Source organism: Streptomyces marokkonensis, assembly GCF_039539045.1.
In the GTDB taxonomy this organism is placed as follows: domain Bacteria; phylum Actinomycetota; class Actinomycetes; order Streptomycetales; family Streptomycetaceae; genus Streptomyces; species Streptomyces marokkonensis.
In genome coordinates this window covers 1-14,909 of the sequence record NZ_BAABCQ010000183.1, presented here as the reverse complement: position 1 = coordinate 14,909, position 14,909 = coordinate 1, and the positions used below count along the sequence as shown (strand labels likewise).

12 protein-coding genes and 2 pseudogenes are annotated in these 14,909 nt (G+C 69.3%); 7 read left to right on the top strand and 7 right to left on the bottom strand.

Annotated features, from left to right (window positions below):
* From ABEA26_RS30855 to ABEA26_RS30825, 7 genes and pseudogenes are all read left to right on the top strand, one after another.
* Positions 1 to 256 (top strand): annotated as a pseudogene (locus ABEA26_RS30855) (hypothetical protein); the annotation flags it as partial.
* A gap of 163 nt (positions 257 to 419) precedes the next feature.
* The gene (locus ABEA26_RS30850) at positions 420 to 1,580 is read left to right on the top strand and encodes a DegT/DnrJ/EryC1/StrS family aminotransferase (protein ID WP_345596722.1); all 1,161 of its coding nucleotides are present in this window, start codon (positions 420 to 422) and stop codon (positions 1,578 to 1,580) included.
* The gene (locus ABEA26_RS30845; RefSeq protein ID WP_425587921.1) at positions 1,577 to 2,671 is read left to right on the top strand and encodes a Gfo/Idh/MocA family protein; all 1,095 of its coding nucleotides are present in this window, start codon (positions 1,577 to 1,579) and stop codon (positions 2,669 to 2,671) included. The genes ABEA26_RS30850 and ABEA26_RS30845 overlap by 4 nt, the downstream gene beginning before the upstream one ends.
* Entirely contained in the window at positions 2,671 to 3,336 is a 666-nt protein-coding gene (locus tag ABEA26_RS30840) for an HAD-IA family hydrolase (protein ID WP_345596720.1), read from the top strand. The genes ABEA26_RS30845 and ABEA26_RS30840 overlap by 1 nt, the downstream gene beginning before the upstream one ends.
* Positions 3,303 to 3,737, top strand: a complete 435-nt coding sequence (locus ABEA26_RS30835) for a hypothetical protein (protein WP_345596719.1) — start codon at positions 3,303 to 3,305, stop codon at positions 3,735 to 3,737. Before ABEA26_RS30840 ends, ABEA26_RS30835 begins: the two co-directional genes overlap by 34 nt.
* Positions 3,641 to 3,862 (top strand): annotated as a pseudogene (locus ABEA26_RS30830) (ROK family protein); the annotation flags it as partial. The gene ABEA26_RS30835 and the pseudogene ABEA26_RS30830, both read left to right, overlap by 97 nt.
* Before the next feature lie 8 nt (positions 3,863 to 3,870).
* Positions 3,871 to 4,251, top strand: coding sequence for a hypothetical protein (locus ABEA26_RS30825; RefSeq protein ID WP_345596723.1), 381 nt, complete (start codon positions 3,871 to 3,873; stop codon positions 4,249 to 4,251).
* Between the two features lie 96 nt (positions 4,252 to 4,347).
* On the opposite strand, the gene ABEA26_RS30820 is transcribed toward ABEA26_RS30825, so the two are convergent.
* The 7 genes from ABEA26_RS30820 to ABEA26_RS30790 form a co-directional block, all read right to left on the bottom strand.
* Positions 4,348 to 5,556: a nucleotide disphospho-sugar-binding domain-containing protein gene (locus ABEA26_RS30820; protein WP_345596718.1), complete on the bottom strand. Its 1,209-nt coding sequence runs from the start codon at positions 5,554 to 5,556 to the stop codon at positions 4,348 to 4,350.
* Between the two features lie 192 nt (positions 5,557 to 5,748).
* Entirely contained in the window at positions 5,749 to 9,069 is a 3,321-nt protein-coding gene (locus ABEA26_RS30815) for an RHS repeat-associated core domain-containing protein (protein ID WP_345596716.1), read from the bottom strand.
* Positions 9,070 to 9,198: 129 nt separating this feature from the next.
* On the bottom strand, positions 9,199 to 10,038 hold the full coding sequence (locus ABEA26_RS30810) for a phytanoyl-CoA dioxygenase family protein (RefSeq protein ID WP_345596714.1): 840 nt from the start codon (positions 10,036 to 10,038) through the stop codon (positions 9,199 to 9,201).
* Between the two features lie 170 nt (positions 10,039 to 10,208).
* Positions 10,209 to 11,480, bottom strand: a complete 1,272-nt coding sequence (gene rubN8 / locus ABEA26_RS30805; RefSeq protein ID WP_345596712.1) for an amino sugar nitrososynthase RubN8 — start codon at positions 11,478 to 11,480, stop codon at positions 10,209 to 10,211.
* 15 nt (positions 11,481 to 11,495) lie between these two features.
* Positions 11,496 to 12,731, bottom strand: a complete 1,236-nt coding sequence (locus ABEA26_RS30800) for a methyltransferase domain-containing protein (RefSeq protein WP_345596710.1) — start codon at positions 12,729 to 12,731, stop codon at positions 11,496 to 11,498.
* 29 nt (positions 12,732 to 12,760) lie between these two features.
* The gene (locus tag ABEA26_RS30795) at positions 12,761 to 13,882 is read right to left on the bottom strand and encodes a DegT/DnrJ/EryC1/StrS family aminotransferase (RefSeq protein WP_345596708.1); all 1,122 of its coding nucleotides are present in this window, start codon (positions 13,880 to 13,882) and stop codon (positions 12,761 to 12,763) included.
* 222 nt (positions 13,883 to 14,104) lie between these two features.
* A partial coding sequence (locus ABEA26_RS30790; protein ID WP_345596706.1) for an AfsR/SARP family transcriptional regulator occupies positions 14,105 to 14,909 on the bottom strand: 805 nt, incomplete at its 5' end.

Genomic DNA, 14,909 nt, shown 5'->3' with positions numbered 1-14,909 from the left:
CGCCGACAACCTGGCCACCGTGATGCCGCCGGACGCGCGGTTGTTCCTGCTCTGCATCAGCGACCGCCATTACCCCGGCAGCGGACCGCGACGGGAGAGCCAGGGCGGGATCCGCGCCAGGCGGGTGAGCCAGGACGAAATCCGGGCCACCTTCGCCGACGGCTGGCGGGTCGATTCGATCGAACCCGCGACATTGGAGAACAACAGAGACATCGACGGGGCACCGGGCTGGCTGGCGGCGATCACCCGCACCTGACCACCCTTCCCCGAGCGAATCCCCCTGAAAGGCCTCCCGTTCGCGCCGAATTCATAGAACAGGGCGACGGCGAATTCCAAATTTGCTGCCAGGTTGAAGAACAGTGGCGTAGGCATCGAACTCCGTACCGTGAGGCCAATCAACCAGAAGGAGTCAGGCAGAAATGAGTCAGCGACCGAGGCCGACCTTTCCGGATTGGCCGCAATTCGATGACACCGAACGCCGAGCTCTTGATCGTGCGCTGTCCCAGGGCCAGTGGTGGCGCATGGGTGGCAGCGAGGTGGACAGCTTCGAGCGGGAGTTCGCCGGGTACCACGGTGCCCACCACGCCCTCGCCGTCACCAACGGCACGCACGCGCTGGAGCTCGCCCTGCAGGTGCTGGGTGCGGGACCGGGCACCGAAGTGATCGTGCCGGCGTTCACCTTCATCTCCTCGTCCCAGGCCGCTCAGCGGATCGGGGCCGTCGCCGTGCCGGTGGACGTCGATCCGGAGACCTACAACATCGACGAGACCGCCACCGCCGAGGCGATCACGCCGCGGACCCGGGTGATCATGCCGGTGCACATGGCGGGTCTCATGGCCGACATGGACACACTGGACAAGCTCGCCTCCGACGCCGGCGTCCAAATCCTTCAGGACGCGGCCCACGCGCACGGTGCCCGGTGGCGGGGCAAGCGCGTGGGCGAGCTGGGTTCGATCGCGGCGTTCAGCTTCCAGAACGGCAAGCTGATGACCGCGGGCGAGGGCGGCGCGGTGCTGTTCCCGGACTCGGACGACTACGAGAAGGCATTCCTGCATCACTCCTGCGGCCGGCCGCGCACCGACCGTAACTATCACCACCAGGTGGCCGGCACCAACATGCGGATGAACGAGTTCTCGGCCGCCGTCCTGCGCGCTCAGCTGGGCCGCCTCGACGGCCAGATCGAGCTGCGGGAGCAGCGGTGGCGGTTCCTGTCGGAGCTCTTGGCCCAGATCCCCGGCGTCCGGCCGCAGAGCGGTGATTCGCGGGCCGACCGGAATCCGCACTACATGGCGATGTTCCGGCTTCCCGGCTGGTCGGAGGAGCGGCGCAACCTCCTCGTCGATCGCCTGGTCGACGCGGGGATCCCGGCGTTCGCGGGCTTCCGCGCCATCTACCGCACCGCGGCGTTCTGGAAGATCGGCGCACCCGGGGAGTCCGTCGACGCGGTCGCCAAGCGGTGCCCCAACGCCGACGCGATCAGCCAGGACTGCGTCTGGCTGCACCACCGCACCCTGCTCGCGTCGGAGCAGGCTCTCACCGACACCGCCGCCATCGTGGCCGACCAGGTGGCCGCCGGATGAGGATCCGCACCGTACTGGTCGGGTTCGGGTGGTCCGGCCGAGAGATCTGGCTTCCTCGTCTGATGGCAAACGGTGAGTACGAGGTGGTGGCCGCGGTCGATCCCGATCCGGCCAGGCGGGAGGCGTTCACCGCGGCGACCGACCGCCCGGCCTTCGGCGACGTCGACGCGCTGCGGGCCGAGGACGCCGACCTCGCGTTGGTCGCCTCGCCCAACCACCTGCACGCGGCGATCGCGCGACGTCTTCTCACCCGAGGTCTCGCCACCTTCGTGGAGAAGCCGGTCTGCCTCTCAAGCGCGGAGGCGGACACGCTGGCCGAGGCCGAGCGGGCAGGTGGCGTCCCGTTGCTGGCCGGAAGTGCGTGCCGATACCGCGCGGACGTGCGGGCACTGGCCGATCTGGTCGGCGAGCTCGGCCACCTGCGCCACATTGACCTGGTGTGGGAACGGGCCTGCGGAGTGCCCCGGTCCCAGGGCTGGTTCACCAGCCTGGCGGAGGCAGGCGGCGGGGTGCTGTTCGACCTCGGATGGCATCTGCTCGATGTCCTGGAGACCATCGCCGGGCCATTGGCCTTCGTTCAGGCCGCCGCGTCCACCTCGTACGACCACGTCAACGACCCGCGCTGGACGGCGGCCTGGCGGCATGATCAGCCGACGCCGGAACTCGACGCGGACGTCGAGGACACCGTGCGCGGATTCCTGGTCACCGGCAGCGGTCTGTCGGTGGGCCTTCGCGCCAGCTGGGCCACGCACGCGGCGAGCCACGACGTCACCGAGGTCCGGATCGAGGGGAGTGACGACACCGCAATGCTCCGGTCCACCTTCGGCTTCAGCCCGAATCGCGAGCCGCGGCCGCGGCTCAGCGTCGTCCGGCGGGGCCGGACGAGCGAGATCGCGGTCCCGACCGAGCCGATCGGCGCCGAGTACTCCCGTCAGCTCGACGACATCAGGGACCACCTCGCCGATCCGTCGGCGTGCGGATCCGCGATCGCGGGCGTGCGGCGGATCGTCGGCACGATCGAGGCGCTGTACGCGGCCTCGGCGACACCGCTGCTGCCCGCCGGGCCGGTCACGACCGCGGCGGCGACCTGATGGCGAGCGTACCGGTGCGCAGTGTGGTGATCTTCGACCTCGACGGCGTCCTGGTGGACAGTCATGAGGTGATGGGCCGGGCCTTCGCCGCGGCGTACGCGGAAGTGGTCGGCGCCGGACCGGCGCCGTTCGCCGAATACCAGCGCCATCAAGGCCTGTATTTCCCGGAGATCATGCGACGGATGCGTCTCCCTCTGGAGATGGAGGAGCCGTTCGTCCAGGAGAGCTACCGGCTCGCGGACCAGGTGCCCGTGGTGGAGGGGGTGGCCGATCTGCTCCAGACGCTCCGGACGCGTGGGTTCCGGCTCGCCGTGGCCACCGGGAAGGCAGGGCCGCGGGCTCGCTCCCTGCTGGCCACGCTCAACCTGATCCAGCACTTCGACCACGTAGTGGGCTCGGACGAGGTCGTCAACGCCAAACCCGCCCCGGACATCGTGTGGCGCGCGCTCAGCCTGCTCGACGCGAAGCCGGACGCGGCCCTCATGGTCGGCGATGCCCCGGCCGACATCCGCAGCGCCCGAAGCGCCGGGGTGACCGCCGTAGCGGCGACCTGGGCGACCGTGGACGAGGACGGCCTGATGGCTGCCGGTCCGGATCTGGTCATCCACGCCCCCGATGAACTGCTGCCGACGTGCCCGCCAGTCTCGGCTCCGGGCCGGCGGTGATGGGCCGGACGGCATGGCCGGGAAGCTGGCTCGGCATCGATTTCGGTGGCACCAAGGTGGCGCTGCGGGCGGAGACCGACGGCGGCGAAGTTGGCGAGCACACCTTCCGGTGGCGCGGGCGCGGACTGGAGTCCGACCTGACCCAGCTCGCGACCGAACTCGCCCGGTTCCGACGGCGGGTCCCGGAGGGCTTCGCCGGAATCGGAGTCGCGCTGCAGGCCACGGTGGGGACGGACGGGCTGGTCACGACCTGGCCGAACCGCCCCGAGTGGACCGGCCTTGATCTGCGGCGGACGTTCCGCTCGTGCTTCGGGGACACCCGATCCGCTGGGCCGACGACGGGGATCTGGGCGCGCTGGGCGAAGCGCGGGCGCTGGGCTGCGACGATCTGCTCCACGTAGGGGTGGGAACGGGCGTTGGCGGTGGGCTGCTCGCGGGCGGCACACTGTGGCCCGGACCGGATCGCGGTTCCTTCGAGCTCGGTCACCTGGTGACCGACGTGGACGGCCCGATCTGCCCGTGCGGGCGCCGCGGGTGTCTGCAGGCCACCGCGTCCGGACCCGCGACGTTGACGCGAGCGACCCGGATGCGGGGGCCCCGGTCGGGTACGACGACCTCCGCCAGGGCCTGCTGGCGGACGAGGAGTGGGCGGTCCAGGCCGTGGACCGCACCTGCCACCGGCTCGCGGTGGCCATCACCGGGGTGCGGGAACTCCTGCACCCCGGCACGGTCGTGGTGGGGGGCGGCTTCGCCGCCGGACTGCCCGTGTTCGCCGACCTGGTCGCGCACCATCTGGCCGCGCTGGCCCGGCCGGGGGTACCGGCACCGGTGGTGCGGGCGTCGCTGATGGGCCCGCTGTCCACGCTGCACGGCGCGGTCGCGCTGGCCCGCCTGCTCGGATCGGATCCGCTCTGATGTACTGTCCCCGGCCGCTTCACGATCGGAGGGGGTACGGCACCTGCCTGCGCGGGCGCCCGGCGGGGAGCCGTCGGCCGCATCCGGCACCCCAGGTCACGCCCGGGCTGACGCACGCCGGCCCGCCAGCTCCACCAGTCTCGGCACCAATGCGGCCGGCGCGGGCTGCGAGACGATCTCCCGTTGCAGGAGCTTGGCGGCTTTGAGGCACTCCTGGTCATCCAGCAGCCCGACGACGTGGGACGTGATCCGCTCCACGGTGGCCTCGTCGTGGAGGAGATGCTGACCGGCACCGCTGGCCGCGAGTACGTCGCCGACCGCCATCTGGTCGGCGAACTGGGTGACCGTCAGTTGGGGCACTCCGTAGACGCCTGCGGTGAGCGCGGTGCCCACCCCGCCTTGGTGCACGATTGCCCGACAGCTCGGCAGCAGCAGGTGCAGAGGCAGCGACTCCGCCACCCGCACTCCGTCCGGCACCGTGCCAAGAGCCGCTCGAGTGGCTGCGGAGACGGTGAGCACGACATCCACACCGAGGCCGGAGACCGCCTCGACGACCTGGCTCAGCAGACCGATCACCGCGTCACCGATCATCCGCACTGTCGAGGTGCCCCAGGTGATGCACACTCGAGGCCGAGTTGGCGGCTCAATGAGCCACGTCGGCATCGCACCGGGGGCGTTGTAAGGCACATACCGGACGGGCAGCCGCGGAGCCGTGGTCTCTCCCGGGACGCGCATGCTGGGCGGGCAGGGGTCGATCCACGCCGACGGGGCGGTCCTCGGCGCAACGCCGAACTTCTGATAGAGACGCACATACGCCGGCGACAGCGGCGGGCCGTCCTTCCTCACCAGCATTCCCGGGGTGCGCGGCATTCCGACCGCATGCGTGACGGTCGGAACGCCGAGCACCTCGGCGGCGACCGGAGCGGCGAAGGTGATCGATTCGTGCACGATCAGGTCCGGCTGCCAGCTCCGGGCGAACGTGACAAGATCGTCAGCCATCGCGTCGGCGACCTCGATCATCGTGTGCGCCATCCGCTTGACCAGATCTTGCTGTACGCCGCTCAACTTGTCTCGATCGGTCGGCCACCGTTCGTGATCGTGCAGCTTGCCGGACCCGGCCCTGCCCACGAGGTCGATGTCCTTGCCCACCGCCACCGCCGGCAGCCCAGTCGTGACGACCGCGTCGACCAGCGACGGCGTGCTCGCTACTCGTACCTCATGCCCAGCGGCCTGCAACCCCCACCCGAGCGGCACCATCGGGTAGTAGTGCGACGACCACGCGAACGTTGTGAACAGGAATCTCATTCCATTCCCCTTCCTCTTCCCAGATGGACGAGAACTCATCGGCCTTTCGACGAGATCCAAACCGGACCGGGGAACTCGCGCTGGAGAAAACGGTGCGGGCGCTCAGGAGCAGCTCTGGGAGCAGCAGGACCCTGGCGATGACCGTAGTCATCGCCGGTCGCAGCAGCCGTCGGGTGAACCGGTGGCCGGGCCCTACTGGAGTTCCGGGAGTTCGACTTCGCCTGCGCGGTGGGGGCCGGCGGCCCGATCGCCGCCTTGCTCCCGGCCACGTACCGGCTCCGCCTCGTCCAGGCCTCCGCCCGCGAACAGGCGCGCGTCGAAGCCCTCGACGCCTGCGGAAACCGTCAGGAGATGAGAGGAAGGAAGCAGAGAACCGATCCAGCTGTCCGCTGTCCTCACCCGCGCCGCGTTCGGGACGTAGGCGTGAGGGTTCGACGCGGGCGCCAGCCCGAGGGGGTCAGGTGAGAGGTAGGCGCCGATCTCGGGGTCGTAATAGCGTTGGTTTTCGTAGTGCAGTCCTGTTTCTTGATCGTAGTACTGGCCAGGAAAGCGCAGCGGTGTGGTCGCGGTGCCGTGCTGCCAGGAGGATTGCCCCCACCACGTGTACCGCTGGTGGTCGGCGACGGCTCCGTCGGGGGAGACCAGTTCGGTCGGCATGCCGTTCAGGTCCGTGACGACAGAGTGGAACTCCTCGTCGGTTTCTTCCCTTTCGGCGTCCACGCGGACAACGGTTCGTGAGGCCTGAGTGAGCGGGATGCACGAGTCGTTCCGGTAGTTCCATGTGGTGACTTTCCGGCAGTCGCCGTGGAGGTCCTCCTGCTCGACGAGCACGTCCCCGTCCCACGAGAACTGTGTCTGTCCCAGGAGCCGGCCGTCAGCGGCGAGATGACGCTTGCCTATGCGGCGGCCGAGGGGATCGTAGTGATACCGCCACGTGGTTCCGTCGGGGAGGGTGACGGAGTGGAGCCGGCTGTCGGCGTCCCACGCATAGCGCCACGTGTCGGGATCGCCGGATGCCCGTGTCCGCGTGACGACGCGCCCGGCGGCGTCGTAGCGGTAGCGGATGTCGCCGGCCCGCGTGGTGAGGGTTCCGTCGGTCTCGCGGGGCCCTTGCGCTGACGTCTCCGGGGTTCCGGCAGCAGAACCGGCTGCCGGGGCCGGCCAGAGGGCGTTGACGATGTTGCCCGCGGGATCGAAGTCGTACTGTTCCGACCATGCGTCACGCCGACCGGTCACTGCGGTGACACGCCCGGCGGAATCGAGACGGAACGTCCGGTCGCCGGTGAGCAGGTCCTGCCGACCCGCGACGGACCCGTCCGGGCTGTAGGTGTACGCGCGCCGTTGGAGCGGTTGCCCCGTGACCACGGGTCCGTCCGGACCGGAGGCAGCGGCCGAGCCGGTGAGCGCCTGCGTCACGAGACGACCGTTGTGGTCCCATTCCTGGGTGAGGACTACTCCCCCAGGCAGGTCCCGCCGGGTTTCCCGTCCGGCGGGGTCATGGCCGAACCGCAGTTCATGGCCGTCGGCAGTGAGGAGCGAGGGCGTTCCGGCCGCGTCGTAGGCCCACGACGTACTGGCCCCGGACGGAGTGACGCGGCTCGTCACCCTTCCGGCCGCGTCGTAGGTCTTGGTGACCGTGCGGCCGTTGCAGCTTTCGGTGATCACCCGGCCGAGCGGGTCCCTGACGAAGACCAGGTCCACGTCGTCGTTCTTCGCCCGCACGAGGCGGCCCGCCGGATCGTGCGCGAACGTCGTCTCCGTGCCCTCTGCGGTGTGCGAATACGCCAGCTTGCCCAGGGGGTTGTAGGCGAACGAGGCCTCATGGCCGCTGGCGTTCACGCGGTGTACGAGCTGTCCTGCGGCGTCGTACCAGTACTGGGTGGTGGCTCCGTTGTAGTCGGTCTGCGCGCTCAGCCGGCCGGCGGACTCCAACTCGAATTCCCACGTCATCCCGGATTGGGTCACCGAGGTGACACGACAGCTGCGGTCGTACGTGAGCTCGCTGCGGGTACCACCCGGCCAGGCGATCGACATCAGTTGACCGAATGGCCCGTAAGCGTATGACGTGACCGCTCCCGTGGCGGAGGTTCGCCGCTGGAGGTTCTCCTCGCCGTCCCAGGCCCAGGAGTCGGTCGACCCGTCCGGCAGGGTCCGGGAGGTTGGGAGGCCGTCCGTCGTCCAGGTGAGGGCCGTCGTCCCGCCGTCGGAGCTCATGACACGCACGACTCGTCCCAGCTGGTCGCGCTCGTACCGGATCGTTTCACCGGTGGGTTTGGTGACGGCCACGGGCAATCCGGCCAGATCGCATGTGATCACGGTGACCGCGCCGTCCGCGCCGGTCATCCGGCTGAGATGCCCGCGGCTGTCGTACCCGTAGGTGAGCACCGAGCCGTCGGGTGCGGTCTGTTCGGTGAGATTGCCGTTCTTGTCGAAATCCTGTGGCCAGACGGTTCCGTCCGGTCCGGTGATCCGTTCCGGGAGGCAGGCGTCGTTGACGTCGACGTGGTATTCGTGACCCTCCGGATCGGTCACCGAGACCAGGTTGCCGCGATCGTCGTAGGCATGTCGAGTGACCCTGTCGAGGGGGTCGGTGCGGACGGTGACACGGCCGCGTTCGTCGTATTGCGTCCGCGTCGTCTTCCCGATCGGGTCGGTGACCGCGACGACTTGGGCGGACTCGGTGATCGCGTAGGTGGTGACATCCCCGTCGGTGGTGGTCCAGCGAGTGACGCCGGGCTCGTAGACGAAGGTGCCGGACAGGACACCGCTGGGGCCTTCTCCCCCGACGCACCGGCCTTCGGAGTCGAAGGTGTAGTGGTAGGAGTAGCCGTTACGGTCGGTCCAGCCGGTCAGACGACCCATGTCGTCGTAAGTGAAGCGCCGCGGCAGGCCGGAGGAATTGACGACGCCGGACAGGTTGCCGGAATCGTCGTATTCGAAGCGCCGCAGCGGGATGTCGTCCTGGCCGTCGCGGCCGGCGAGGGCCAGTGCGGTGACGTGCTCGTCGGTGACCGTCACCAGGACGCGGTAGCCTCCGGAGTGGGTGATGCTGAGCGGCCTGCCGACAGCGTCGTAGCTGAAGGTGATCTCGTGGCCTGTCCGGTCCGTGAGCGAGATCAGAGGCAGTTCGTCGTCTTCGTATCCGGGCCGGCGTTCGAACTGCCAGGTGAGGCCGCGCTGCGGGTCGCTGATGGCGTAGGAGCCGTCCGGGTTCTGCCGCAGCAGCCATGCCGGGCCGGTCACCGGGACAGCGGGGGGATCACCGGCGCTGCCCGGAGAGGTGAAGGTCAGGGTCTGTCCGCCGGCGAACCTCGCGTGGATCTGTCCGCCGGTCACGTGCAGGCGCTGGTCGAGGCTCGACGTCCAGGACCGTCCGAACCACCGGCCTGTCCGGGTGGAGGACCTGTGGGCGCGCTCCAGCACGAGGGGCAGGACGCCGGGCAGCGTGACATCGGTCTCGGCCAGAGTGGCGTCGCCGGTCGCCACGTCCACGAGATCGTTGATGTCAGGCATCTTTGTCCCCACCTCTGCCTCGCTGATTCTTGTTTCCATGTGTCGGCTTCCTCGAGCTTTGCTCCAAGGCATCGACCGCGGCTGTCCGTAGGCCGGTGACGAGCGGACAGCCGCGGAGCTACCGAGATCTCACAGCTGCCGATCCGGCTGACCGGTTTCACCGGACGACGACAGCAACCGTCGCAGCGGCGCGTAGTCGTGCCAGGGATCTTGCAGGGCCTCGCGCCACTTCGCCTCGTGCTCCCGGTGCCGGAGCCTGAAGTAGACCGTGCGCCGGACGGAATCGCTGGTGTTGTGGCCGCCGTTGTGGCCGAGGAGGTAGTGCTTCAGGAGCATGTCGCCCGGACAGCCGCGCACCTGGTCCCGCTCAGGCAGGGTGACACGGGGATACGTCGTGAAGGCTTCGGGTCCGCGCTCGCGGAAGAGGTTCGCGTGATCGCGGTGTGTTCCCGGCCAGACGAAGAGGTTTCCCGTGTCGTCGCTCGACTGGTCGGTCATGAAGAACCCGGCGAGCATGGTGAATGTCCATGGGGGATCACCGGGCTTCCGCCCCTTTCCGCCGTCGATATGCGGATTCTCCCGGGCGTCCTTGAAGGGCGGGTATGTCAGTGCGGTCTGTGCTGTCTCAGGAAAGTCCAGCGCGCCCTCCCCGGCGAGTTGTTCGGCGAGCGAGAAGGCCTCGGTGTCGCGCAACAACGACGCGAACACCGGGGAATCCGTCAGCTGCTGGAACCTGTAGACCACCCCGACGTGACCCTCCGCCGGCGGCCGCGCGCGGATCTGCTCATCGATCGCCGCGTTGATGGCGGCGATCAGGTCGGGCGGCACGACATCCGGGATCACGATATAGCCGCGCTCGGTGAACTCTTCCAGTTGTTCGCGAGTCAACACCCGTTCCACGCTCGACACCGCCTGCCGGTCACCGCTCTTCGGTGTGGCTTCGGGCGTATCAGCCACGAGATCTGCCACCACCCTTCTTCATGTCCGCCGTCTTTGATGCACGGCTGACGCTAGGACGCGTGAGGAGGGAGCCGTATCCCTTGGTCTGACAGTTGCCCGCTCGCCGCCCTCGGCAGGATCGCGAGCGTGTCGGATCCCGCGGATGGAGCCGCCACGGGTGACGGGCCTGCGTCGGCCCGTCACCGGCCGTCCGCCGGCCGGGTGGCCCGTAGGCTCACGTAGTTGTTGTCTCTTTCCAGGCCGAGCGCCTGGGCGCTCAGGTAGTCGACTCCGTCGGCGTACGTGTACGGCTGCATGAACCGACCGGCCCGCACGTCCCGGTACAGCCGGGCCAGCGGGTGCTCCGCCGCGTACGCGGCCCCGCCCACCACGGTGAGGCAGTCGTCGACCACCGCGGCCGCCAGTTGGTTGACCATGACTTTGGCGCACTGGAACGGGGTCATCATCCGCCGGCCGCGCTCATCCGGATCCATGTCGTGACGTGGGGACAGTTCGTCGACGTTGACGAGCGCAGCCGATGCGGTGGCCCGCAGCGCGTACAGCCGCGCCTCGGTCTCGGCGACCAGGGTGCGTGACGCCGCGGGCGGTGTGGCCGACCGCCGGGCCATGGTGTCCACCGCGAGGTCGCGGGCGGCCTGGGCGACGCCGACGTAGATGCCGAGCATGGCGACGGAGCTGACCGCCTGCCCGGCGAGGACCGCGTCGCTGTGCACGCCGACGCTGCCACGCGCCAGCAGGTTTCCGGCGGGCACCGGGCAGTCGTCGAACGCCACGTCGAGCGTGCCGGACGCCCGCATGCCCAGGCCGGTCCATCCGTCGACGATGGAGAGCCCCGGGGTGTCCCGTGCCACGATGGGGGCGTACAGCAGCGTTGTTCCCCCGGCGGCCGGCGCCTGGGCGGAGACGACGAAGTGCGTCGCGATCGGCGCCATCGTCACCAGAGTCTTGCGTCCGGACAGCAGCCAGCCACCGGAGCCGTCGGGGCGCAGCCGGGTGATCTCTCGCCCGTAGTCCTTCACCGCGCCGCCTATCACCGCCTCGCCGCGGGCCATCGCGCGCAGCAGCCGCTCGGCCAGTTTCCGGGTCGGCGGCGGGCCGTGCAGCCACTCGTATGTCAGGGTGATTCCCCGGCTGAACTGGGCGTGCAAGGCCAGTGCGGTCGAGGCGTCCGCCTCGGCGACCCGCAGAAGCGCGACCGCCACGTCGTGAAGCCGGCTGACGCCCATCCCTCCCAGTTCGGCGGGCACCGTCGCGCCCAGCACGCCGTCGCGCGCGAAGCCGTGGAACGTCTCGGCGGGGAAGGTGCTGTCCCGGTCGTTCGGCGCCGCCTGGGCGCGTATCCGGGGCAGGTGCCGGTCCAGGAGGGTCAGCAGCTCTTCACCTGGCGCGGTGATGGCGGTGGTCAGGTCGCCGGGTGGCACCGCCGGCCGGGGGGGGTCCTGTTCTCGCATAGCCCTCTCGATCCCTCAGAGCACCCGGACGTTCGGCACATAACTGATCCATCGGCCGCCGGAGCGCCGGAACTCCTGTTCGTTCGCCATGATTTCGTCGGCGTGGTTCCACGCGAACAGCAGCGCGTAGTCCGGGTACGGGTCGCGGAACGCGGTCGGCGGGCGTACGGGGATGTGCTTGCCGGGCGTCATCCGGTGCTGCTTGGCGGGCGTGCTGTCACACACGTAGGAGACGAGTTCGGGCCCGATGTCGCAGAAGTTGGTGACTGTGGCGCTTTTCGCCGTGGCGCCGTAGGCGACCACGCTGGATCCTTCGGTGCGCAGCCGTCGCAGCAGTGCCACCAGGTCGTCGCGCACGCGCATCACGCCGGCGGCGAAGCCACGCAGCGTCTCCATGTCGGACAGCCTGCGGGCATCCTCCTCGGCGAGCAGGTCGGCGACGGCGGCGCTGGGTGTGCGTCTGCTGGTCCGGGCGAGCGTGTACCGGATCTCGCCGCCGTGCACCGGCAGGCGTTCCACGTCGACCAGCTCGAATCCGTAGTGCTCGGCCATGGCCCGCACCGAGTGGGCGCTGAACAGGAAGAAGTGCTCGTCGTAGATCTGATCGAAGGATGTCTTCTCTACCAGGTCACCGAGGTAGGGGTCCTCGAACACGAACACGCCGTCCGGTGCCAGCAGCGCATCGACTCCGCGGAAGATCGAGTTCGGGTACGGGATGTGGCACATGGTGTTCGCCGCGAAGATGACCTGGGCCGGCCCTTCCGCCTCGCGGATCCGCGCCGCTGTCGAGTCCTCGAAGAACTCGGTGAGGACCCGGACGCCCTTGGTACGGGCCAGCTCGGCCACCCGCCCGGAAGGTTCGAAGCCCAGGTGGCGTACGCCTGCCTGGTGAATCGTGCTCAGCATGACGCCGTCGTTGCAGCCCATCTCGACGATGAACGGGTCCGGCGCGGCCAACTCGGTGGCGAGGAACCGTCGTGCGGCACCCGAGAAGTGCTCCCGCATCCCCGCCGACCCGGACGAGTGGTACGGGTAGTCCTCGTGGAACATCTTGTCCCGCGGTACCGACTCGGTGAGCTGCACCATCGTGCACGACTCGCATTGCCCGACGGCGAGCCGGAAGAAGAACTCCTTGGTGTCGCAGTCCGGTTCCCGGAACGCGTCGGACAGCGGCTGACGGCCGAGGTCGAGGAACTCATGGACTGTCCCGTCGCACACTCTGCAGGTGACGGTCGCCCGTTCTCGCGGCATGGTGTTCCCTCCGTACCAGATGGGTTGTCTCAGAATCCGGCCAGGACCTCGCGCAGGGCCTGGATCACCGCCTGCTGCCGGTCAAACGGCAGCGACGGGTACATCGGCAGCGAAAACACCTCGCCTGCCAGTTTCTCGGTGACCGGCAGCGAGCCCCCGGCATATCCGAGGTGCGCGAATCCGGCCATCGTGTGCACCGGCCAGGGGTAGCTGATGTTCAGCGCGATGCCGTACGCGCGCAGCCGTTCGATGATCTCGTCCCGCCTGGGGTGCCGAACGACGTACAGGTAGTACACGTGCTCATTGCCGGAGGAGACCGTCGGCAGGACGAGCCCGCCCGGTTCGGCGAGGTCGCCCAGCGCCTTGGTGTAGTGCTGCGCGATTTCGCGGCGCTTGGAGATGTACGCGTCGAGCCGGCGCAGCTTGCCCCGCAGAATTTCGGCCTGTACCTCGTCGAGGCGGCTGTTGTGTCCGGGAACCCGCTCCACGAAGTAGCGGTCTTCCATGCCGTAGTAGCGCAGGCGCCGGACGTTCCGGTCGGTGTCCTCGTCGCCGGTGATCACGGCGCCACCGTCGCCGTACGCGCCGAGAACCTTCGTGGGATAGAAGGAGAATGCGGCGACGTCGCCCATCGCGCCTGCCAGCCGGCCGTGATGGCGCGCGCCGTGCGCTTGGGCGCAGTCCTCGAGGATGGCCAGGCCGTGGCGGTCGGCCAACCGGCGCAGCGGGGCCATGTCGACGCACTGGCCATAGAGGTGCACGGGGATCAGTGCCCGTGTGCGCGGGCCGATCGCGGCCGCGACCTGGTCGGTGTCCATGAGGAAGTCGTCCTCGCGTACATCCACGAAGACCGGCTTCGCGCCCGTCCCGTCGATGGCCACCACGGTCGGCGCGGCGGTGTTGGCGACGGTGATCACCTCGTCGCCCTTGCCCACGCCGAGCGCCTGCAGCCCCAGCTTGACCGCGTTGGTGCCGTTGTCGACGCCGGCGCAGTGGGCGGCGCCGTGGTACGCCGCGAACTCCGCCTCGAACCCGGCCACGCTGGGACCCAGTATCAGCTGGCCGGACTCGAACACCTTAGCCACCGCCGCGAGTACCTCCTCGCGTTCCTCGTGGTACTCCGGCAGGTAGTCCCATACCCGGATCGTCACCGTTGCCCTCCCTCGTATGCGAGCGTCGCACCGACGGTGCGGCCCGGGTGGTTCCGGATCGGTTCGACACCGCCGGTGGTGGCCGGCCGTCCCGCGAACTGCCGTGGCGGGTAGGTGGCTTCACCCCGACCGGCTCCTCTTGAATCAACTCGGGCGGTGGTTCGGCTTCCTGGCCGACCACCGCCTCGCCCGCTTCCGCCGACGGATCTGCGGCGCGGGACGCTAGGTCGGCACCGTCAGGTCCAGCTCGGTCTGGGGACCCCGCGTCCATGGCACACCGGTGAGCACGTCGTGCTGGAGCTTGTGCAGCCTCGGCGAGGGCCGCACGCCCAGCTCCGCGCCGAGGGTGGACTGCAGCCGGTGATACGCCTCCAGGGCGTCGGCACGCCGGCCCGTCTCGACGAGCGCGATCATCAACTGCTGGTGGAACCACTCGTCGATGGGGTTGGCGGCCGCGAGGAACTGCAGTTCCGGGAGCAGCTCACGGTAACGGCCGAGCCGCTGATCGGCGAAGATGCGCAACCGCAGCGTCCGCATCCGGCTCTTCTCCAGATGTATGACGTGCGGCGCCAGCACCGATCCCGCCGACACGTCCGCCAGCGCTCGCCCGCGCCACAGTGCGAGCGCCTCGCGCAGCTGCCGCGCGGCCTGCTCGGTGTGCCCCGCCGTCAGCGACGCGCGCGCCTGCTCGCTCAACCGCTCGAACACCTGCGCGTCGATCTCCGACTCTTCCGCCCGGAGCACGTACCCGGACGGACGGGTCTCCACCAATTCGCCCCAGCCGATCTGATCCAATCGGCGCTGATACTTCTTGCGTATCTGGTAGACGTAGGTCTGCGCGGTGGCGACGGCACTGCACGGGGGGGTTTCGCCCCACAACTCGTAAATGATCGAGGAGTGGCCGACGACCCGGTTCGCGTGAAGCAGCAGCAGGGCGAGTGTCCAGCGGACCTTGGGTGCCGTGGGCTTTTCGGCGGCGCCCTCCACTGCGACCTCCAGCGGGCCGAGTACACGAAATATCATGGCG

Bases quoted from the DNA above. Each gene is read 5' to 3' on its own strand.
- ABEA26_RS30850 (WP_345596722.1), top strand. From the start codon at position 420: ATGAGTCAGCGACCGAGGCCGACCTTTCCGGATTGGCCGCAATTCGAT.
- ABEA26_RS30845 (WP_425587921.1), top strand. From the start codon at position 1,577: ATGAGGATCCGCACCGTACTGGTCGGGTTCGGGTGGTCCGGCCGAGAG.
- ABEA26_RS30800 (WP_345596710.1), bottom strand. From the start codon at position 12,731: ATGCCGCGAGAACGGGCGACCGTCACCTGCAGAGTGTGCGACGGGACA.
- ABEA26_RS30815 (WP_345596716.1), bottom strand. From the start codon at position 9,069: ATGCCTGACATCAACGATCTCGTGGACGTGGCGACCGGCGACGCCACT.
- ABEA26_RS30840 (WP_345596720.1), top strand. From the start codon at position 2,671: ATGGCGAGCGTACCGGTGCGCAGTGTGGTGATCTTCGACCTCGACGGC.
- ABEA26_RS30820 (WP_345596718.1), bottom strand. From the start codon at position 5,556: ATGAGATTCCTGTTCACAACGTTCGCGTGGTCGTCGCACTACTACCCG.
- rubN8 (WP_345596712.1), bottom strand. From the start codon at position 11,480: ATGCGAGAACAGGACCCCCCCCGGCCGGCGGTGCCACCCGGCGACCTG.